At 65.0% G+C, this 19,791-nt stretch carries 23 protein-coding genes; 13 read left to right on the forward strand and 10 right to left on the reverse strand.

What is annotated here, in order from left to right; all coding sequences use genetic code 11:
- Positions 1-6: 6 nt before the first annotated feature.
- Complete coding sequence (locus tag ACQR3T_RS06380; protein WP_428692795.1) at positions 7-366, forward strand: DUF952 domain-containing protein; 360 nt, start codon at positions 7-9, stop codon at positions 364-366.
- A gap of 109 nt (positions 367-475) precedes the next feature.
- Here ACQR3T_RS06380 and ACQR3T_RS06385 read toward each other — a convergent pair whose 3' ends face one another.
- Together ACQR3T_RS06385 and ppgK are read right to left on the reverse strand one after the other, a co-directional pair.
- Positions 476-1,804: an RNA polymerase sigma factor gene (locus tag ACQR3T_RS06385; RefSeq protein ID WP_037173914.1), complete on the reverse strand. Its 1,329-nt coding sequence runs from the start codon at positions 1,802-1,804 to the stop codon at positions 476-478.
- 161 nt (positions 1,805-1,965) lie between these two features.
- Positions 1,966-2,787 carry a polyphosphate--glucose phosphotransferase gene (gene ppgK / locus ACQR3T_RS06390; RefSeq protein WP_032377736.1) on the reverse strand — a complete coding sequence of 274 codons (822 nt, stop codon included), beginning with the start codon at positions 2,785-2,787 and terminating at the stop codon, positions 1,966-1,968.
- Between the two features lie 258 nt (positions 2,788-3,045).
- Between ppgK and ACQR3T_RS06395 the strand changes: the two genes are divergently transcribed.
- Positions 3,046-3,888, forward strand: coding sequence for an inositol monophosphatase family protein (locus ACQR3T_RS06395; protein ID WP_080734503.1), 843 nt, complete (start codon positions 3,046-3,048; stop codon positions 3,886-3,888).
- A gap of 15 nt (positions 3,889-3,903) precedes the next feature.
- Here the strand turns inward: ACQR3T_RS06395 and cei are convergent, their stop codons facing one another.
- Positions 3,904-4,584, reverse strand: a complete 681-nt coding sequence (gene cei / locus ACQR3T_RS06400) for an envelope integrity protein Cei (RefSeq protein WP_032377737.1) — start codon at positions 4,582-4,584, stop codon at positions 3,904-3,906.
- 545 nt (positions 4,585-5,129) lie between these two features.
- On the opposite strand from cei, the gene ACQR3T_RS06405 reads away from it, so the two are divergent.
- Complete coding sequence (locus ACQR3T_RS06405; RefSeq protein ID WP_027496891.1) at positions 5,130-5,432, forward strand: DUF4193 domain-containing protein; 303 nt, start codon at positions 5,130-5,132, stop codon at positions 5,430-5,432.
- 72 nt (positions 5,433-5,504) lie between these two features.
- On the opposite strand, the gene ACQR3T_RS06410 is transcribed toward ACQR3T_RS06405, so the two are convergent.
- Positions 5,505-5,975, reverse strand: a complete 471-nt coding sequence (locus ACQR3T_RS06410; RefSeq protein WP_032378437.1) for a DUF3093 domain-containing protein — start codon at positions 5,973-5,975, stop codon at positions 5,505-5,507.
- Between the two features lie 136 nt (positions 5,976-6,111).
- Between ACQR3T_RS06410 and dut the strand changes: the two genes are divergently transcribed.
- Together dut and ACQR3T_RS06420 are read left to right on the forward strand one after the other, a co-directional pair.
- Positions 6,112-6,642 carry a dUTP diphosphatase gene (gene dut, locus ACQR3T_RS06415; RefSeq protein ID WP_371829152.1) on the forward strand — a complete coding sequence of 177 codons (531 nt, stop codon included), beginning with the start codon at positions 6,112-6,114 and terminating at the stop codon, positions 6,640-6,642.
- A gap of 64 nt (positions 6,643-6,706) precedes the next feature.
- Complete coding sequence (locus ACQR3T_RS06420) at positions 6,707-7,534, forward strand: DUF3710 domain-containing protein (RefSeq protein WP_428692796.1); 828 nt, start codon at positions 6,707-6,709, stop codon at positions 7,532-7,534.
- Here ACQR3T_RS06420 and ACQR3T_RS06425 read toward each other — a convergent pair.
- Positions 7,516-8,238: an alpha/beta fold hydrolase gene (locus tag ACQR3T_RS06425; RefSeq protein WP_428692797.1), complete on the reverse strand. Its 723-nt coding sequence runs from the start codon at positions 8,236-8,238 to the stop codon at positions 7,516-7,518. The genes ACQR3T_RS06420 and ACQR3T_RS06425 overlap by 19 nt on opposite strands.
- A 201-nt stretch (positions 8,239-8,439) precedes the next feature.
- On the opposite strand from ACQR3T_RS06425, the gene ACQR3T_RS06430 reads away from it, so the two are divergent.
- Both ACQR3T_RS06430 and ACQR3T_RS06435 read left to right on the forward strand, forming a co-directional pair.
- Positions 8,440-8,817 (forward strand): OB-fold nucleic acid binding domain-containing protein, encoded by a 378-nt coding sequence (locus ACQR3T_RS06430; protein ID WP_032378440.1) that lies wholly within the window; start codon positions 8,440-8,442, stop codon positions 8,815-8,817.
- A gap of 112 nt (positions 8,818-8,929) precedes the next feature.
- Entirely contained in the window at positions 8,930-9,583 is a 654-nt protein-coding gene (locus ACQR3T_RS06435) for a DUF3159 domain-containing protein (protein WP_428693073.1), read from the forward strand.
- Here the strand turns inward: ACQR3T_RS06435 and ACQR3T_RS06440 are convergent.
- Together ACQR3T_RS06440 and ACQR3T_RS06445 are read right to left on the reverse strand one after the other, a co-directional pair.
- The gene (locus tag ACQR3T_RS06440) at positions 9,557-10,216 is read right to left on the reverse strand and encodes a potassium channel family protein (protein ID WP_428692798.1); all 660 of its coding nucleotides are present in this window, start codon (positions 10,214-10,216) and stop codon (positions 9,557-9,559) included. The two genes, ACQR3T_RS06435 and ACQR3T_RS06440, sit on opposite strands and share 27 nt — an antisense overlap.
- A 49-nt stretch (positions 10,217-10,265) precedes the next feature.
- Complete coding sequence (locus ACQR3T_RS06445) at positions 10,266-10,931, reverse strand: potassium channel family protein (protein WP_032377740.1); 666 nt, start codon at positions 10,929-10,931, stop codon at positions 10,266-10,268.
- Positions 10,932-11,107: 176 nt separating this feature from the next.
- Here ACQR3T_RS06445 and ACQR3T_RS06450 point away from each other — a divergent pair, with 176 nt between their 5' ends.
- From ACQR3T_RS06450 to ACQR3T_RS06460, 3 genes are read left to right on the forward strand one after another with little or no spacing between them, the layout of a single operon-like run.
- Complete coding sequence (locus ACQR3T_RS06450; protein ID WP_032378442.1) at positions 11,108-13,105, forward strand: APC family permease; 1,998 nt, start codon at positions 11,108-11,110, stop codon at positions 13,103-13,105.
- Positions 13,102-14,373 (forward strand): class I SAM-dependent RNA methyltransferase, encoded by a 1,272-nt coding sequence (locus ACQR3T_RS06455; RefSeq protein ID WP_428692799.1) that lies wholly within the window; start codon positions 13,102-13,104, stop codon positions 14,371-14,373. The genes ACQR3T_RS06450 and ACQR3T_RS06455 overlap by 4 nt, the downstream gene beginning before the upstream one ends.
- Positions 14,374-14,417: 44 nt before the next feature.
- The gene (locus ACQR3T_RS06460; protein WP_428692800.1) at positions 14,418-15,413 is read left to right on the forward strand and encodes an iron-siderophore ABC transporter substrate-binding protein; all 996 of its coding nucleotides are present in this window, start codon (positions 14,418-14,420) and stop codon (positions 15,411-15,413) included.
- Positions 15,414-15,417: 4 nt separating this feature from the next.
- On the opposite strand, the gene ACQR3T_RS06465 is transcribed toward ACQR3T_RS06460, so the two are convergent.
- Complete coding sequence (locus tag ACQR3T_RS06465) at positions 15,418-15,570, reverse strand: hypothetical protein (RefSeq protein ID WP_428692801.1); 153 nt, start codon at positions 15,568-15,570, stop codon at positions 15,418-15,420.
- A gap of 25 nt (positions 15,571-15,595) precedes the next feature.
- On the opposite strand from ACQR3T_RS06465, the gene ACQR3T_RS06470 reads away from it, so the two are divergent.
- Entirely contained in the window at positions 15,596-16,117 is a 522-nt protein-coding gene (locus tag ACQR3T_RS06470) for a CGNR zinc finger domain-containing protein (RefSeq protein WP_428692802.1), read from the forward strand.
- A 41-nt stretch (positions 16,118-16,158) separates the two neighbouring features.
- On the opposite strand, the gene ACQR3T_RS06475 is transcribed toward ACQR3T_RS06470, so the two are convergent.
- Positions 16,159-16,998, reverse strand: a complete 840-nt coding sequence (locus tag ACQR3T_RS06475) for an ABC transporter permease (RefSeq protein WP_037173896.1) — start codon at positions 16,996-16,998, stop codon at positions 16,159-16,161.
- A complete protein-coding gene (locus ACQR3T_RS06480) occupies positions 16,995-18,083 on the reverse strand; it encodes an ATP-binding cassette domain-containing protein (protein WP_428692803.1) in 1,089 nt (362 codons plus the stop codon). The genes ACQR3T_RS06475 and ACQR3T_RS06480 overlap by 4 nt, the downstream gene beginning before the upstream one ends.
- 245 nt (positions 18,084-18,328) lie before the next feature.
- On the opposite strand from ACQR3T_RS06480, the gene ACQR3T_RS06485 reads away from it, so the two are divergent.
- Together ACQR3T_RS06485 and ACQR3T_RS06490 are read left to right on the forward strand one after the other, a co-directional pair.
- Positions 18,329-19,009 (forward strand): sigma-70 family RNA polymerase sigma factor, encoded by a 681-nt coding sequence (locus ACQR3T_RS06485; RefSeq protein WP_371829173.1) that lies wholly within the window; start codon positions 18,329-18,331, stop codon positions 19,007-19,009.
- A complete protein-coding gene (locus ACQR3T_RS06490) occupies positions 19,006-19,764 on the forward strand; it encodes an anti-sigma factor (protein ID WP_428692804.1) in 759 nt (252 codons plus the stop codon). Before ACQR3T_RS06485 ends, ACQR3T_RS06490 begins: the two co-directional genes overlap by 4 nt.
- Positions 19,765-19,791: the final 27 nt, after the last annotated feature.

A 19,791-nucleotide genomic window follows, 5' to 3' on the forward strand; every position in this document is an offset into this window, starting at 1 on the left:
GAAACGGTGACCAGTAAGCAGCACGACCTCGTCCACATCTGCACCGCGGGGGAGTGGTTGTCGATGCGGGGGCAGGCCGAATACGTACCGGACTCGTACGGCGAGGTGGGCTTCGTTCACCTGTCGACGCCGCAGCAAGTGCATCTACCTGCAAATCGGCTGTTCCCGGGGCGTGAGGATCTGGTTCTGCTCCGTCTGGATCCGGTTCGACTGAACGCACCCGTTCGATGGGAACCCGGCGTGCCGTCCGATCCGGAGTCGATGCGCTTTCCACATCTGTACGGACCGCTACCGATCGCGGCCGTCACGGCAGTGCTCGACTATCGACCCGGGCCGGACGGAACCTTCGCAGCACCGCCTCTGTGACGACACCACCTCTGTGACGACACCGCCGATGTGATGACACCGTGTCCTGACGACGACGAAGACCGCCGATCGCGAGGATCGACGGTCGTCGTTCGGTGAATCGGGTCACTCAGTCCAGGTAGTCGCGCAAGACCTGTGAACGGGACGGGTGACGCAGCTTGGACATCGTTTTGGATTCGATCTGGCGGATTCGCTCACGGGTGACCCCGTACACCTGTCCGATCTCGTCGAGGGTGCGCGGCTGGCCGTCGGTGAGGCCGAAGCGCAGGCGAACCACGCCTGCCTCGCGCTCGGACAGCGTCTCGAGTACCGACTGAAGCTGATCCTGCAGCAGTGTGAACGACACCGCGTCCACAGCGACGACAGCCTCGGAATCCTCGATGAAATCACCGAGCTGGCTGTCGCCCTCGTCACCGATGGTCTGGTCGAGGGAGATCGGCTCACGCGCGTACTGCTGGATCTCCAGCACCTTCTCGGGCGTGATGTCCATTTCCTTGGCGAGCTCTTCGGGAGTGGGCTCGCGGCCCAGGTCCTGAAGCAATTCGCGTTGGATGCGGCCGAGCTTGTTGATGACCTCGACCATGTGAACCGGGATACGGATCGTGCGGGCCTGATCGGCCATGGCCCGAGTGATGGCCTGTCGGATCCACCAGGTGGCGTACGTGGAGAACTTGTAGCCCTTGGTGTAGTCGAACTTCTCGACCGCGCGAATGAGACCGAGGTTGCCCTCCTGAATCAGGTCGAGGAAGGCCATGCCGCGACCGGTGTAGCGCTTGGCCAGCGAGACGACGAGTCGAAGGTTGGCTTCGAGCAGATGGTTCTTGGCGCGATTGCCGTCACGGCAGATCCACGTCATGTCTCGACGCTGCGCGACGGGGAGCTTCTCGCCCTTCTCCGCGGACTCGCGCATCTTCTCGACTGCGAACAGGCCTGCCTCGATGCGCTTGGCCAGTTCGACTTCTTCCTCCGCGTTGAGGAGGGCGACCTTGCCGATCTGCTTGAGGTATGCGCGGACGGAGTCTGCCGATGCGGTGAGCTCGGCATCCTTACGTGCCTGACGCAGCGCCTCGGATTCCTCCTCGTCCCACACGAAGTCGCCCGACGCCTTGTCCTCGGCGGTCGGCTCGCTGGTGGCGTCCTCTTCGGTGTCGTCACCGGCAGCGACGACCTCTACGACATCGTTGGCGGCAGCAGCCAGGTCGCCTTCGGAGATGTCGATGTCCTCGATTCCGGGTGCGCTCTCATCGGCGTCGTCCCCGGTCGCGGGAGTTGCTGTCTTCTTCGCTGCGGCTTTCTTCGCCGGTGCCTTCTTGGCTGCGGCGCGCTTTGCCGGAGCCTTCTTTGCCGGTGCCTTCGCAGCGGGTGCCTTGACAGCAGGTGCAGGTGCCGCAGACTCGGTCTCGGAATCTACGGTCTGACGGATATCGGTGGCTGCCACGTACGCCCTTTCGTGACGAAGTCGTGCGGCGTCACGCCAGAGTTGTTTCCGGCGGAGAGGTCTTCGGATTCTGGCCGGCTGCGTACCGGCACACACCATTGTAACGACCTCTCAGGAGTTTGTTACCGACCCTCGTCCTACGCGGGTGGCGACGCCGCGTGTCAGTGGGCCGATCCAGCGGATGTGCCGGTTTCTGCGGACGGAACTGCGCTGTCCGCAGCGAGTGCGGCACCGACGATCCCGGCAGTGTTCAGCAGGGTTGCCGGCACCACGGGAGTGCGGTTCGTCAGGTGCGGAATCCACTTCTCGCTCTTACGACTGATCCCGCCACCGGCAATGAACAGATCCGGCCACAGCAGCGCCTCGAACGTCTGCAGAACCTTCGAGACCTCCTTGGCCCACTCCTTGTACGACAACCCCTGATTCTCCTTCACCGACGACGCTGCACGGTGCTCGGCTTCCTTGCCGCCGATCTCCATGTGGCCGAACTCGGTGTTGGGCAGCAGCACCCCGTTGTGCAGCACTGCCGAGCCGATCCCGGTGCCGAACGTCAGTAGCACGACGACACCGTCCTTGCCTTTGCCACCGCCGTACTTGTCCTCGGCGATTCCGGCCGCGTCGGCGTCGTTGAGGACGGTGATGTTCTCGGTTCCGATGGCCTTGGCGAACAGCGCTCGGGCGTCGGTGTCGATCCAGGACTTGTCGATGTTGGCGGCCGAACGAGCCACGCCGTTGGTCACCACGGCGGGAAGTGTGACGCCTACCGGACCGGTCCACTCGAAGTGCGCGACGATCTCCGCGACGGTTCGCGCGACGGCATCCGGGGTGGACGGCTGAGGAGTCTCGATCTTGTAGCGGTCGCCTACGAGGTCCCCGGTGCCGAGGTCGACGATTCCGCCCTTGATGCCGCTGCCGCCGACGTCGACGCCGAATCCGTGGCGCGCTGCCCCGCCGGGGGTGTTGTCCGAACCTGCCTGTGTCATGTGGATGCCGCTCCTGGCCTGATCGAATCCGTGTGGTGCCGTCGCTTCCGAACAATAGTGCCGATTCGGTGTTCGTGGAACGCCGAGTCGGCCCCGACTGTGTTGGGTGAGTCGCTGCGGTGGTGCTCGGCCGTCGGTGTGTGTTGCGATGTACGAGTGCCGAAATCAGACGGATCGCAGAACGACACCGCCAGTACGCAATTGCCCGGAACGCCGGTGCCGGCGGGAGGGTCGGACACCGAACCGAACACACGAGACGTGGACGTGCTGCGCGAGGTTGCCGAACGCGTCGCGACGCGTGCCGCCGAGCACGTGCGACTGCGGCGACCGCAGGTGTTCGGTGGCGGTTCGAGTGTCGATGACGACGCGGTGCAGTCGAAGAGCACGCCGACCGATCCGGTGACCGTCGTGGACACCGAAACCGAGCGCGTTCTGCGCGAGATGTTGGCGCAGCTGCGGCCGTCGGATTCCATTCTCGGGGAAGAGGAAGGGAGCGAGGACGAGTCGCTCGACGGTGTGCGGTGGGTACTGGACCCGATCGACGGGACCGTGAATTTCATGTACGGAATCCCGGCCTACGCGGTGTCGGTCGCCGTTCAGATCGACGGTGTCAGTGTGGCGGGGGCCGTGGTCGACGTTGCTCGCGATCTCGTCTACTCCGCTGCGAAGGGCCGCGGTGCCACCGTACGAGGGGCCGACGGCACCGAGGAGCAACTGCGGTGCTCGGACGTCACCGAATTGTCGATGACGTTGCTGGCCACCGGATTCGGCTACGGGTCGGGTCGTCGAGCGGTACAGGGCGCGATCATCTCCGAACTGCTGCCTCAGGTACGAGACATCCGCCGGATCGGATCGGCAGCGCTGGACCTGTGCATGGTCGCGTCCGGAGCGGTCGACGCCCACTTCGAGCACGGGCTCAGTCCGTGGGACTGGGCCGCGGGTGCGCTCATCGCGACCGAGGCCGGAGCGGTGGTGCGACTGCCGGCTGCGAACTCGACGAGTGCGCACGGCTCCGCCACCGTGGCTATGGCCCCCGGAATCTCGAACGCCTTCCTGGCCGCGTTGCGCAGCGCAGGCGCTCTCGATCCGATTCCTGGCTGACGAGTCGAATCGACGTCAGCAACGCGATTCGCGCGCTGCGGCGAGTAGATCGGCATCGAGCGGCTGCGGCGCGGCATCCGGCGCCGTACCGGCGAGTGTGCGGAGCACTTCTTCTGCGTCGTCGTTCGGCTGGATCGCGCTGAAGTAGGTACCGAGAGCGAGATCGACCGAGTCGTCGGTGCGGGAATCTTCGATGAGCTCGGCGCAGGGCGCGACGAGCCATACCGCGCTCGCCGCAGCGACCCCGGCTGCACCGAACCGAATCTGGCCCTGGCACTGCATGTTCTGATCGACGTAGACCGGATCGTTGCCGACCTGGACGTCCGGTGCGCTTGCGAAACCGTAATCGATGAGCTGAGCCGCCACCAGAGCCGCCTGGCCGCGCTCACCGTTGGCGTTGAAGACACGCACCTTCGATGCGGACAGTGCCGCAGGCTCGACATCGAGCAGCGTGTCGGGGTCGACCTCGTCACCCAGCGGTACGGGCTGCGTGCCGTCGGTGGCGGCCGTGGTGGTCGGCGTGTTGCATTCGGCGGTTGCGGAGGTGGCCTCGGATGTGGTGAACACCTTGACCCAGACGACCACGCCGAGCAGCGCCAGCACCGTGAACACGGCGAGGATGGGAAATGCCCGGCGGCGACGGAACGGACGACCTCGATCGTCGGCCGAACGGCCTTCGGTGATCAGAGAAACCACAGTTGATCTTCGCCTTTCCTTCGGCTGGCGCCGAGACCGGTCACAGGGTCGGTTCACACCGACGCGGTGCCTACTGTAGATGCCCGCGGTGCCCGGCGGCGGCACACTCGGGCCCGACCCTTCTCGGATGGGGGCGCACCTCCCGTTTCGGAGCCGAAAACCCGCGCCGTGACGCCTTCGGTGGATCGTGGAATGAAGACGGCCGTCTCGGTGTTGTTGCGGCGTGCACGCAGGTAATGGACTCACCGGCGATTCGGTTTCGAGTTTGTGACCGGCTTCGGCTATTGTCTGGCGGCCGCGGTGCTTCGAGAATCGGACGCCGGTGCACCATCGATCAGGTGAGCGAGGTCTCGATCGGGTTTCAACCGGCGAGTTTTGGGAACTACCCGGTGTAGTTTCGGGCACCGCGCGACGACGAACGATTCGAACAGGTACGAACAATCGGTGGGAGTGAGCAAGCGCCCTCTTCACAGCCGACGGCCACAAGCCGACCACAACGGCAGCTCCCACCACACACACGCACGAAGATGAGGGGTACGAGAACAATGGCAACCGACTACGACGCACCGAGAAGAACAGAATCCGACGACGTATCCGAAGATTCGCTCGAAGAACTGAAAGCTCGGCGCAACGAGGCCCAGTCCGCAGTGGTGGACGTGGACGAATCCGACACCGCGGAGTCGTTCGAGCTCCCGGGTGCAGACCTGTCCGGTGAGGAGCTCTCGGTTCGAGTGGTTCCCAAGCAGGCGGACGAGTTCACCTGCTCGAGCTGCTTCCTGGTTCATCACCGGAGCCGACTGGCCAGCGACGCCAACGGCGTACTGATGTGCCGCGACTGCGCGGCGTGATCTTCTCCGCACAGACCTGATCATCGGCTCGGGTCTGTGCGTCGGTTCCCCGACCGTCGGTCGGGTGCCAGGTCAGCGTGCCTCGACGCCGTGAGCGGACAGTACCGCCAGTAACGCGTCGGGACGTTTGGTGCTGATCAGCCAATACGGTGTCGGATCGTCCGGATCGTCGAGAACCACGATCACCATCTGCTTCACCCAGGTGCGGTGCTGTACGAAAGCCAGCGGATCGAGCTGTCTGCCCAGCGCCGCACTTTTTGCTGTTCCGGGGACGATCGCGGCCTTGGCTGCCACAGCGAGCGGCAGGTGTGCTTTCCCCACACGCAATTCGACGTCGGTCGAGCCGGTTTCGGCCACCACCTCGACGCGCAGCCTGCTGAAGGCGAACAGCGCCCAGGCGACAAGCGGCAGCAACACGACGTACGGCAACCATGCCCGGATGCCCGGTGCGCCCATGTGAATCTCCGCCGCCAGCAACACCGCCACGGCGGCTCCCGCTGCCCACCACCAGAGCGGCACCCAGAGCCGCTCGGAATAGAGCATCGAGTCGGTGGACCCGGTGCTGGGAGTGGAGTTGCCGGACTCCGAGTTCGCGGGTTCGGTCTGTCGATCTGCAGTCACGAGCACCAGGGTAGTCGCCACACCGAGGCTGGAGCAGGCCAGCGTAGTCTCGTTCGACGTGAGCGACGAAGCCCCCGAGACCGGCATGGATCCGTCTGCCGAGCGAACCCCGAACTCTGTGTGGCCTGCATCTCCGCTGACCGAGGTGCGAGTCCGCCGACTCGACCCCGAGCTACCGATCCCCACCCGCGCGCACGAGGGTGACGCAGGAGTGGATCTGCGGATCACTGCTCCGGTCACGATCGCCCCGGGTGAACGTGTGCTGGTGGGAACCGGTATTGCGGTCGCTCTTCCGCTGGGAACAGTCGGGCTGATTCATCCGCGCTCGGGCCTGGCGGCGAAATCGGGGCTGTCGGTCGTCAACACCCCGGGCACGATCGATGCCGGATACCGCGGCGAGATCAAGGTCTGTCTGATCAACCACGACCTGCACACCCCGATCGCGCTGGACCGGGGCGACCGTATCGCGCAGCTGGTCGTACAGCGGGTCGAGCTGGTGACGTTCGTCGAGGTCGACGAGCTGGACGACACCGTTCGAGGGGCCGGTGGTCACGGGTCGACCGGCGGCCATGCGAGTCTGAAGCAGTGAGTTCCGCCACGGCGTCGGTCGGTGGCAGGCAACGTGGAAGCAACCGAGAAGAAGAGAGCTGAACATGTTCGGACGGCGTAAGAAGAACGACGCCGGCAGTGCCTCCGCACCCGATGCGGAGGCATTCGTCGATGGAGTCGAGGACGAGGAGCCCGCGGACACCGGCGCCGACGGACCCCACGATCTGGAGGACCTCGACGACGATCGCGAGACCGTAGCCAAGACGCGGCTCGACCTGGGCTCGGTGTTGATTCCACTTCCGGAAGGCGGCCAGCTGCAGGTCGAGATGTCCCAGGCAGGCAGCCCACAGGCAGTGCACATCGTCACCCAGTTCGGGCGCATCACCATAGCGGCGTACGCGGCACCCAAATCGCCCGGTCAGTGGCGCGAGGTGGCGGCAGACCTGGCGACATCGCTTCGCAACGACAAGGCCGAGACCACTGTGGAGACGGGTCCGTGGGGGCGTGAGCTGCACGGCGTCACAGCCAACGCCGATCTCCGTTTCATCGGAGTCGACGGCTATCGGTGGATGGTCCGATGCGTGCTGGCCGGGCCGTCTGGTGCCGTGGGCGAGGGGCAGCCGCTCGTCCAACTCGCACATACGATTCTTCGGCAGACCGTGGTCGACCGGGGGACCGATCCGCATCCCGTTCGAACGCCGCTGCCGGTGGTGTTGCCGCAGGTGCTGGCCGAGCAACTTGCTGCTGCCTCGCAACAGCAGGCGGCGGCGCAGCAATCGCCACCACCGCCGGCTCCGGAGGCTGAACCTGTTGCGCCGCAACAGAATTCGGTACCGGAGCAAAATTCGGTACCGCAGTCGACTGCGGCCGAGCGCGATCGAGCGCCGCGACGCGGGGCATCGGGATCGGCAATTCAGCAACTGGGCGGTTGAGGCGACCCCAGTTCGAGACCGTCGACAACCGCACGGCCAAGACATCCTGCGTCGTTGCCGATCATGTCGAGCGTCACCGTTCTGAGTACGCAGTTCGGTAGCGCGCGCGCCCAGTTCCGCGCCACCTCGATCGGATGCACCGCGTCGTCCACCGCGCCGACGACGACGGTCGGCAACTCGATCCGTGCGAGCTCGTCGAGCCCGAGGCTCCGGTGTCGCGCTGCCTCGTCCAAGGCATCGGGAAGAGCCGGCCACTGGGAGGCCCAGGATCGCCGCAAGGTGCGAGCGAGCCATTCGGGGCTCGACGACGACATGGCCGTGGTGACGGCATCGAGCCCCACCTCACGCAGCGATCGAGCGGTGAACTGGGCGCTGAGGGCCGCGGGAGTGCCCGTCGGGTCGCCGGTCCATGCCGGTAGAGCGAGCGCCAGCGCTGCAGTGCTCGACGCATTGTCGGCAGCCCATCGTGCTGCGACCGCGGCACCGAGGGAGATTCCTGCCACGACGATTCGGCCGTGCCTGCGCTTTGCGGCGTTCAGCGCGCCGACGTAGCTCTCGACCACGCCGGTCGGATCGGGTTCGACGGCGATGGTGGTCAATCCCACACCGGCGAACGCTGCCGAGAATGCGTCTTCTGTAAACCGGGCGTCCGATCCCGTACCAGGTAGAACGACCGCGGCGAGGGTGTCGAATCGGCTGTGCACGACACGATTGTGCACGGCTTCGGTTCCGAGCGTGGCGATGGTTGGTCAGTGTGACACTTCGGGTCTACAGTGGCGAAGTACCCGCCCTGACGAGGCAAACCCCCACGTCGCCGCAGTTGCTTCCAGGAGTGGAGCTTGCGGAACGACCCTTACCGCTGGCTCGTGGAGCCTGCGGAACGACTCACACCGCTGGAGCGCACAATGGCACCCGCTGCCGCAGGATACTTTCGCCGGTTGACGCGAAAGTTGACCGAGGACATCGATCAGCTCGACGCCGAGGAGATGGCCGAATCTTCCGAAGCCTCCGGTGCCCGACGCGCATGCGATTGCTCGCGCGGCGAGGAAGTCACGATGTTGGGTCGATTGCGCAGCGTGGAAGCGTGTTCCAAGGCCGCCAACGCAAACATCGAGGCCGAGTTCTTCGACGGTACCGACACGGTGACGCTCGTGTGGATCGGTCGGCGGAAGATCGCCGGTATCGAGCCGGGCAAGACCGTCCTCGTTCGTGGGCGCGTCGGTGAACGCGACGGCCGCAAGATCGTCTACAACCCCTACTACGAACTGCGCGACGACAGCTGACCGTCGCAGGTATGGCACTCTCGTTGTCGTGACCAACAGCGACGATGCCGTGCCGCCTCCCACGACGCCGGAACCTGCGCCCGATGCGCAGACGCCGGACAGTGTCGAGAAGGTGGCCCCCACCGTTCTCGAACAGCTCGGTGGTCTGAGCGGGCTCGTCTATTCCACGTTGCCGGTCATCGTCTTCGTTCCGGCCAACAGCTTCTTCGGCCTGGCCGTCGCCCTGTGGTCAGCACTCGGCGTGGCCGCTGCGGTTCTGGTGTGGCGTCTGGTTCAGCGCAGTCCCATTCAGCCTGCAATTTCAGGATTCTTCGGTGTCGGCATCTGCGCGTTCATCGCGTACCGCACCGGGGATGCCAAAGGCTATTTCCTGTTCGGCATCTACACCTCGCTGGTCTACGGCGGAGCGTTCGTGTTGTCGGTACTCGCGCGCTGGCCGCTGGTCGGAGTCATCTGGGGTTACCTCAACGGCAAGGGAACGGCGTGGCGTCACAACCGATCGGCCGTGCGCTTCTACGACGTGGCGACGATCGCGTGGGCGGCAGTGTTCGCCGCCCGGTACGTCGTCCAGTCGCAGCTCTACGACTCGGATCAGACCGGCTGGCTGGCCGTTGCACGGATCGGCATGGGCTGGCCGCTCACCGGAGTGGCGCTACTGGTCACGCTCTGGGCCGTCCGCCGGGCCGATCACACGCTGGAGGCTGCGTCGAGCGCGGATCGGACCGACGGAACACTGCCGTCAGATCAGGCCGACCGCAGCTCGTAGTTCGTTCTCTACTTCTTTCGCCGCGACGAACAGTAGTTCGTCGCCGCCCTCCAGTGGATCGTCGTGCTGCGGCACGATCACCCGGCCGCCGCGCAGAATCGTCACCAGGGCAGCGTCCCTGGGCAATTGAAGCTTTCGGACCGGCTTTCCCGCGAGTGGAGTGTTCTCGGGCAGCGTGATCTCGACGAGGTTGGCCTGGCCTTTGCGGAACGTCATCAGATGGACGAGGTCCCCGACCGAGACCGCTTCTTCGACCAGTGATGCGAGCATGCGCGGCGTCGATACCGCGACGTCGACACCCCACGCGGAGTCGAACAGCCACTCGTTACGTGGGTCGTTGACTCGGGCCACCACACGATCGACACCGAATTCGGTTTTGGCCAGGAGACTGAGCACCAGGTTGGCCTTGTCGTCGCCGGTGGCGGCGATCACCACGTCGTAGTATTCGAGATGAGCAGCTTCGAGCAAGCTGAGCTCGCATGCGTCGGCCAGCACCCATTCGGCTTCCGGCACCGCGGCCTGATCGACGTGGTCGAGCTTGCGTTCGAGGAGCATCACGTCGTGTTCGCTGCGGATCAGCTCACGTGCGATGGATCTGCCGACTGCGCCGGCACCGGCGATGGCGACTTTCATGGCTTCCCGTTCGGGTCGATGGGGGAGGTGGGGAACGTGCGGTCGTGCATCAGTCGTCCGACGGCGGGGGGTTGCCCGCCAGCGCGATTGCTTCGGCGACGGTGCCCGAGACGGCGGCGACGTACACCTCGTCGCCGGCCTGGATCACGGTGCGCTTGTCCGGTAGCAACCCGACGCCGAATCGGATGACGAAGGCCGCCCGCGAACGTGTCGCCTCTTCGAGGACCGAGAGCTTCTTTCCGATCCAGGCATCGTTGAAGTCGAGCAGGACGACGGCCACGCTGCCGGACGGATCGCGCCATTTGGTGGTCGGATCGTCACGTAGCAGGTTGTGCAGAAATCGGTCGGTCGCCCAGGGGACCGTGGCCACGGTCGGGATACCGAGGCGTTCGTAGACGGCGGCGCGTTTGGCGTCGTAGATTCTCGCCACCACTTTGTCGACTCCGAAGGTCTCGCGTGCGACGCGGGCAGAGATGATGTTGGAGTTGTCGCCGGAGGAGACGGCGGCGAATGCCTCGGCCTTCTCGATTCCCGCAGTCACCAACACATCTCGGTCGAATCCCATGCCGACGACACGGTGTCCGCCGAAATCGGGATCGAGGCGCAGAAAGGCTGCCTCGTCGCGATCGATGATCGCTACCTCGTGGCCGATGCGTTCGAGCGCACCGGCCAGCGATGCGCCGACGCGGCCACATCCCATCACAACTACGTACAACGCCCAGCTCCGTCCCGATCTCGATTGTCGACCACTGCCGACCGACACTGCCACTACGGGCAGGCGTGCACCAACGTATCGGGGATTCGTCTCCGGGATCGACCGAGGGTGGGCTCCGACGCAGTTTCAGGCGCGTGGTTGAGACGTCCGCAGGCGGACGGCCTACGCTTCTGTCCGTGTCCAAGGTCTCGACTGCCGCCAAGCGGCTAGTGCTCGGTAAGCCGTTCCGTAGCGACAAGCTCGGTCATACGTTGCTTCCCAAGCGAATCGCGTTGCCGGTGTTCGCCTCGGACGCCATGTCGTCGGTGGCCTATGCCCCCGAGGAGATCTTCCTGGTGCTGTCGGTGGCGGGTATTTCGGCGCTCACGTTCACTCCGTGGATCGGTCTCGCCGTGTGCGTGGTGATGGCCGTGGTGGTGGCCAGCTACCGGCAGAACGTGCACGCCTACCCGTCCGGCGGCGGTGACTACGAGGTGGCGACCACCAATCTCGGGCCGGCCGCCGGTCTGACGGTCGGCAGCGCGCTGCTGGTCGACTACGTCCTGACCGTGGCGGTGTCGATCTCGGCGGCCGCGTCGAACATCGGGTCGGCGGTGCCCTTCGTGGCCCAACACAAAGTGCTCTTCGCCGTGGTGGCCATCGTCTTCATCACCTCGATCAACCTGCGGGGCATCCGGGAGTCCGGGGCCGCGTTCGCGATCCCGACATATGCCTTCATGGGTGGCATGTTCCTGATGTTGGCGTACGGCCTGTTCCGGGTCTACGTGCTCGGCGACGACATTCATGCAGAGTCGGCAACCTTCGATCTGAAGGCAGAGGATTCGCACCTGTACGGAATTGCCTTCGCGTTCCTCATCGCACGCGCCTTCTCGTCCGGTTGTGCGGCGCTGACCGGGGTGGAGGCCATCAGCAACGGTGTGCCCGCATTCGAGAAGCCGAAGTCGCGTAACGCCGCGACCACACTGTTGCTGCTCGGTGCCATCGGCATCACGTTGCTGATGGGCATCATCGTTCTTGCACAGAAGATCGGCATCAAGTACGCCATGGATCCCGATATTCAGTTGATCGGCGCGCCGGAGGGGTACCAGCAGAAGACGTTGATCGCGCAGCTCGCGGAGGCGGTCTTCAGTGGGTTCCCCGTCGGCTTCTTCTTCATCACGACCGTCACGGCCCTCATCCTGGTACTTGCGGCCAACACTGCGTTCAACGGTTTCCCCGTTCTCGGTTCGGTTCTGGCCCAGGATCGGTACCTACCGAGGCAGCTGCACACTCGCGGTGACCGTCTTGCTTTCAGCAACGGCATCCTCTTTCTGTCCGGCGCCGCGATCGTCTTCGTCGTCGTGTTCGGTGCCGAGGTCACCAAGCTCATTCAGCTCTACATCGTCGGGGTGTTCGTCTCCTTCACGCTGAGCCAGACCGGCATGATCCGACACTGGACCCGGTTGCTCCGATCCGAGACTGACAGTGAGCAGCGCCGCAAGATGCAGCGTTCGCGAGTGGTCAACAGTGTCGGTCTTGCGATGACGGCCACGGTGCTCGTGATCGTGTTGATCACCAAGTTCGCCGCAGGCGCTTGGATCGCGATCGTCGCCATGGTGGCGATCTTCATCCTGATGCGGATGATCAGGAAGCACTACGACACCGTGGCGCGCGAGCTCGAGAACGAGGAATGGGACGGAGTGCTGCCCAGCCGAACACACTCCATCGTGTTGGTGTCGAAACTGCACATGCCGACGCTCCGCGCGTTGGCGTATGCGCGGGCCACCAGGCCCGACACCCTCGAAGCAGTGACCGTCAACGTCGACGAGGCCGACACCCGCGCGCTGGTGCGCGAATGGGAAGCCAGCGACGTATCGGTACCGCTCAAGGTCGTCGAGTCGCCCTATCGAGAGGTGACCAAGCCGGTTCTGGACTACGTCAAGCGTGTTCGACGCGACTCACCGCGTGACGTCGTCACCGTGTTCATCCCCGAATACGTCGTGGGCCACTGGTGGGAGCAGGTTCTGCACAACCAGAGCGCGTTGCGACTGAAGTCCCGACTTCTCTTTCAACCGGGAGTGATGGTCACCAGCGTGCCCTGGCAGTTGCGGTCGTCCGAGAAGGCCAAGCGCGAGGTGCTCGGCAACGCACCGGGTGCGTCGCGTCGCGGCTACGAGCCCCCGGCGGGCAAGTGACCGAGAGCTGGTTCGGCCTTCTGCTCGAGGTCGAACTCGGTGCGCCGGGACATGGTGGCTTCTGTGTGGCGCGCCACGAAGGACGAGTCGTGTTCGTGCGTCACGGGCTGCCCGGCGAGCGGGTGGTGGCCCGGGTGACCGAGGACCGAGGCGGATCGTTCTGCCGAGCCGATGCCGTGGAGATCCTGTCGGCGTCCGTGGACCGGGTGGACACGCGGTGTCCCATCGCCGGACCGGGCGGCTCCGGATGCTGCGATTACTCCCACACGACCGCCGATGCAGGTCGTCGATTGAAGTCGTTCGTCGTCGCCGAGCAACTTCGACGCGTCGCTGGTGTCGAGCGTGAGGTGCGAGTCGAGGAATTACCGGGAACCGGCGACGGCACCGGGTGGCGAACCCGCGTTCGACTCGCCGTCGATTCCAGCGGGCATCCCGGCTACCACCGCTATCGCAGTAGCTCGATCGTCAACGAATTATCCTGTCCGCAAATGGATTCCGTAGCGTTCGAGGGATTGTCGGACCAGCAGTGGCGGCCGGGTGCCGAACTGCAAGTGGTGCTCGACGGAGCCGGTACGCGGCACGTCGTGGAGATCGCTCCGGCTCAGCTGTCGACGACCGGGCGCAGATCTCCGGGTCGACGCGGGGCATCGGCGCGTCGGGCAGCGTCGTCTCGGGCGCGGGCGGAGAAGGCCGTGATCGGGTCGGGTCGAGTGACGGAATATGTCTCGGGCAGGGCCTGGACCCTCGACGCCACCGGCTTCTGGCAAGCCCATCGAGGTGCTGCACAGGTCTACACCGACGTGGTGACGGAATGGGCGGACGCGTCCCCGGGTGACGGCGCGTGGGATCTTTACGGCGGTGTCGGGGTGTTCGCAGCATCTCTCGCCGCCGGGGTAGGGCCGGAAGGGCACGTGACCAGCGTCGAGTTCTCCCGCCGCGCGGCCGAGGACGGGCGTTCGGCGCTGGCCGACCTCACTCAGGTCGCGTTCGTGCCGGGACGCGTCGAGCGGTCGATGGATGCATTGGCCGAGCCGGTGGCGGTAGTCGTGCTCGATCCACCTCGCGCGGGAGCCGGACGCGACGTGATCGACGCCCTCGCCGCCCGAGGTCCTCGTTCGGTGGTGCATGTCGGCTGTGATCCCGCGTCGTTCGCGCGCGATGTGAGCCTCTACCGGGCCGCGGGTTACGAGCTCACCGACATGCGCGCCTTCGACGCGTTTCCTCTGACCAGTCACGTGGAGTGCATCGGACGCCTGGTCAGAACGTAGGGTTGGCTTACCGAAGCAAACGCGGGTGTCGTACCGTCTCCGGTGTGAGAATTCGCAGCTCGATCGTCGCAGGCCTCGTCCTGGTCTTGTCCGTGACGGCCGTCGTGTCGTGTAGCTCGGGCTCGGGCGAGGCACCCGAGCCGTCCGCCGGGTCGGGTGGGTCCGGGGCGGCGTTCCCCGCCACGGTCGAGACGAAGTTCGGCGCGGTGACCATCGACAGTGCACCGCAACGCGTCGTTGCGCTCGGGTGGGGCGACGCCGAAACTGCGTTGGCGCTGGGCGTCTCACCGGTCGGTGCGAGCGATTGGTTGGCGTTCGGCGGTGACGGCGTCGGCCCGTGGGCCACTGGTCTCTACGACGCACCGCCGCAGATCATCGGAACCCAGGAGCCGTCCTACGAACAGGTCGCGGCACTGGCTCCGGATCTGATTCTGGATACGAAGAGCTCGGGTGACCCCGAACGATATGCGACGTTGTCGGCCATCGCGCCTACCGTCGGTGTGCCCGAAGGGTCGGACAACTATCTGACCTCGCTCGAACAGCAGGTCACCATGGTGGCGGCCGCTCTCGGTCGGCGTGCGGAGGGCGAGGCTCTGCTGGTCGGGATCTCCGATCGTTTTCGAGCCGCTGCTGCTGCCCATCCCGAGTTCGCCGACAAGACGGTCGTCGTGGGTGCCTACAGCGGTACCGGGTTCGGAGCGTACATCTCGTCCAACAGTCGTCTCGAGTTCATGAAGAAGCTCGGGTTCGTGACCAGCCCGACGATCGATGCGCTGGTGCCGAAGGGGTTTTCGGTTCCGGTGTCGGGGGAGGAGCTCGATCTCCTCGATGCCGATCTGCTCGTGGTGTTTCCGATCGAGAAGTCGCCGTCGGAGGTGACCGACAATCCCTTGTTCCAACGGATTCCGGCGGTGGCGGATGGACGGTCCATCGTGTTCGACGACCCGGTTGTCGCGAAGTCCTACTCGACCAACTCGGCACTGTCGATCGGTTATGCCCTCGACACCGTGGTACCCGAGGTGGCTCGCACCCTGCAGTGATCGGTCAGGCGCGACGAGCAACCTCGGCGAGTGGGGCGAAGGTCTCGGTGGGTACCGACACGATGCGTTGGGCTCCGCAGGGGCAGCCCTGGTATCCGACGAGCCCCTCGCTCGTGTGGTGGGTGGAATGAGTTGTCCAGGTGTGTTCGTTGTGCATGCACCCACTGTGATGTAATGGTCTTGTGCATATCAACCCTTACGGCGAATACGCGGTGAAACTCGGCATCGATCTGCTCAATACGCCGCCCACCTCGGCGACCGAACTGAGCGAGCGCTGCGTCGATGCGGGCCTGGTTCCCGATTGGACGGCCACCGATGTCGATCTGACCGACACACTCGACTTTCTGGGTCAGTGGGCACGTGTCGTGGACGCCGGCACCGAGAACGAGCGGGCACAGGCGCTCAACGTCCTGCTGGCTCGAGCGGCGGCGTACCCGAGGTTGACCGACCACGCTGGGGACGGGTGGCACATGCACTATCGCGATCCCGATATCGCCCTGGGTGGCGTCATCCGGGCTCTGGTGAGCGTCGGCACCGCGTTGCATCTGACGGGACGCGGCATGTCCCGCCTCGCGCGCTGCGCTGCGGCCGACTGCTCGCTCGCCTTTGCGGACACGTCGCGAACGGGCACACAGCGATACTGCGGAACGGTGTGTTCCAATCGCGACGCGGTGCGCCGACATCGAGCGCGCGCAGCGACCTGATGAGCAGAGATATCGAACTGCCGTGGTATCGAACTGCAGCGCTAGGACTTTCGGTTGTACAGCCGCATCGTGATCGGTCCGAACACCGCCAGTAGAACAGCACACAGCACCAGCGTCACTCCCAACTGGCCGGTGTCGACATCGCCCTGCATGAGGCCGCGCAGAGACGTTACCAAGAAGCTGACCGGGTTGACGTCGACGAAGGCACGCAGCCAACCGGGCATGGTGTTGGGATCGACGAAGATGTTGCTCGCGAATGTCAGCGGGAACAGGATGAACATCGACACACCCATCACTGCGGCCTCGGTACGCACGATCATGGCGATCATCGTCCAGATCCAGGACAGGCAGAACGAGAACACCAGCAGCAGAGCTATCGAAGCCACGACGCCGACGAGGCCACCCTGCGGTCTGAACCCGAGGACCAAGCCCAGAATCAGCACGATCACCGAGGCGAGCGTGTAGCGGACCACGTCTCCGAGCAGTGCGCCGACCAACGGCGACGGACGCCAGATGGGCAGTGAACGGAAACGATCGAATACGCCCTTCTCGATGTCCTTGTTCATCGTCACACCCGTGTACATCGTGATCATCACCACGGTCTGCACCAGAATGCCCGGAAGCAGAAACTGGATGTACGCGTCGGTCGACCCGGCCAACGCGCCGCCGAACAGGTACGTGAACAGCAGCGTGAACATGATCGGGAAGGCCGTCACGTCGAACAGTTGCTCGGGCACGTGCTTGATCTTGAGCAGCGCCCGCCACCCGAAACTCAACGACGTGGACAGCGACGAGGGCCGCGGGGGACGAGGTCCGGCAGCGCCCAGCACATCGATGATGGTCGAGGCCTGCGGCGTCGACTGTTGGGCTTCGGCAGTCATGACGCCACCTCTCGGTCGGATGCGGACAAGTCGATCGTTCCTGCAGGCTCCACTCCCGCCTCATGGGTCGTTCCTGCAGGCTCCACTCCCGCCTCATGGGTCGTTCCTGCGGGCTCCACTCCCGTCCGATGGGTCGTTTCGGCAGGCTCCACTCCCGCCTCATGTCCTGTCAGCGCCAGGAACACCTCGTCCAAGCTCGGCTGGCCGAGGGTGAAGGACGCGATCGAGATTCCCGCTGTCTCGAGTGCGGGCAGTACGGGCGCGGCCTGTGCCGGGTTGTCGAGACGCGCCGTGACGGTCGACGGATCCGGATCCTCCGTGACGGTGCCGCCGAGCAGATCTTGCAGGATCCGCGCTGCCGCAGTTCGTTGCGCCGCGTCGAGAACCCGGAGGTGCAGCGAGTTCGATCCCACCGATGCTTTCAACTCGCCGGTCGTACCTTCTGCGATGACTTTGCCGTGGTCGATGACCGCGACACGCCCGGCCAATTGATCGGCCTCGTCGAGATACTGGGTTGTCAGAAGCACTGTCGTCCCGCCCGCCACCAAGGCACGGATGATCTCCCACACATGGTTTCGGCTGCGCGGATCGAGTCCGGTGGTGGGTTCGTCCAGAAAGATCAGCTCGGGAGTGACGATGATGCTGGCGGCGATGTCGATACGTCGGCGCATTCCGCCGGAGTAAGTCTTGACCTGCCTCGGCCCGGCGTCGGCGATATCGAACGCGGCCAGCAGCTGCTCGGACCGCGACCGGGCAGCGGGCCGTGAGTAGCCGAGCAATCGTGCAAGCAGAACCAGATTTTCCGTACCGGTCAGGTCCTCGTCCAACGAGGCGAATTGGCCTGTCAGAGCGACCCTCTGCCGAACGGCCTCGGGTTCGCTCGCCACATCGTGGCCCAACACGCGTGCGCTACCCCCGTCGATCGGGAGCAGGGTGGCCAGCATTCGGATGGTCGTGGTCTTGCCTGCACCGTTTGGTCCGAGGACGCCGTAGACCCCACCGGACGGGATGGACAGATCGACGCCGTCGACAGCGACGTTCGCCCCGAATCGCTTGATCAGACCGCGTGTCTCGATGGCCGCCATGTCTCTCGATTCCTCCAGCGGGCCGATCGCCCGATTACCCACGATTGTCCGATTCTCCACCAAGGATGAATCGCGGTCCAGCTCGGTGCAAACGAATTTACGAACCCGAACCATCCTCCGGCCGGTTTGTTCCGAATATGTACCGCGGCGGGAAAACGCGGAGGTTTCGATATGAGAGCACTATGACCACTAGTGTCGTGTTCGATGAACTCGATCATGAACCCGTCTGTTGGGACGACCTTTCGATGAACGCGCCGTTGTCCGGATCGTCGGATGCCGGCCGTGACCGGGTGTCCGACGCTGCCGAGGGCTACACGGACGACAGCGCGGTCTGCGCGGTCCCCAGTCCACAGTTGAAGAATTTGCGAGCCGAAGAGACTGACCGTCTTCGGCGGCTCATGGCATCTGTTGCACAGGGCGATCGAACCGCATTCGCAGAGCTGTACGACGCCACGTCCGCTCGCGTCTACGGCATGGTGCTGCGGGTGCTTCGCGACCCGGGATACAGCGAGGAGACCGCGCAGGAGGTGTTCCTCCAGATCTGGCGCGCGGCACCGAATTACGACCCGAATCAGGGGAGTCCGCTCGCCTGGATCATGACGCTGGCTCACCGCCGGGCGGTCGATCGTGTTCGCAGCGAGCAGTCGGGTACCGACCGTGAGGCGGCGTACGGCGCAGTGAGCCACACGCCCGAGCACGACGAAGTACTCGAGACGGTGACTCAGAGGCTCGAATCGGAGGCCGTCGTGGCCTGTCTGGAAACCTTGACCGATACGCAGAGCGAGTCGGTACGAATGGCTTACTACAGCGGTTACACCTATCGCGAAGTTGCGGAGCGGCTCGGGGTCGCCGTTCCTACCATCAAATCGCGCATACGAGACGGATTGATCAAATTGAAGACATGCCTGGGGGTGATCCCGCAATGAGCGAATCGTCACGGCAACGCCTGCTCGACGACGCCGAGGTCTACGCCCTTCACGCGACGACCGAATCCGAGCGACGCGACATAGAGACCGAACGGTTACGCGTGGACGACACCGCGCGTGCTCAGTTCGACGTCCTCGTGACCGAGATCCACGAGACCCTGGCGTTGGCCGCAGCAGTCGACGCGACTACCGCCCCAGACCGACTGCGCCGGGCGGTGCTCGATCGGGTCGCCTCGAGCGACCAGGAGCCAACGGTTCGGAAGCTACCTCCGAATGTGACTCCGCTGCACCGGCATCGGCGCGAGCGCTCGAAGTCCTGGCGCTACTCGATGATGTCGGCCGCTGCCGCAGTGATCGTCGCCGTCGGCGGCGTGGTGGTCGTCACGCAGACGATGGGCAACGATCCCCAGCCGTCGCAGGCGGACCAGATCGTAGCGGCACCCGATGCACGTCAGGCGACGGCGGAGTTCCCCGGTGGCGGATCGGCAACCGTGGCGTATTCGCTCTCGCAGGACGCGGTCGTCGTCGATCTCGACGGGGTTCCGCAACCGCCGCCCGGCCGCGTCTATCAGATGTGGTTCGTCGACGGTTCGCCTCGATCGGCCGGCGTCGTGACCGAGGATCAGCTCACGTCGGAATCGGGCACGGTGGTCGACGGCCTCGGCACATCGACGAACTTCGCGTTCTCCCTCGAGCCCGCGGGTGGGTCGCCGCAGCCCACCGAGGTGCTCACGATGCTGACGTTGGGTGCCTGACCGATCCACGTTCGCCTCGGGCGGTTC

Source organism: Rhodococcus sp. IEGM1428 (assembly GCF_050321865.1).
Classification (GTDB): domain Bacteria; phylum Actinomycetota; class Actinomycetes; order Mycobacteriales; family Mycobacteriaceae; genus Rhodococcoides.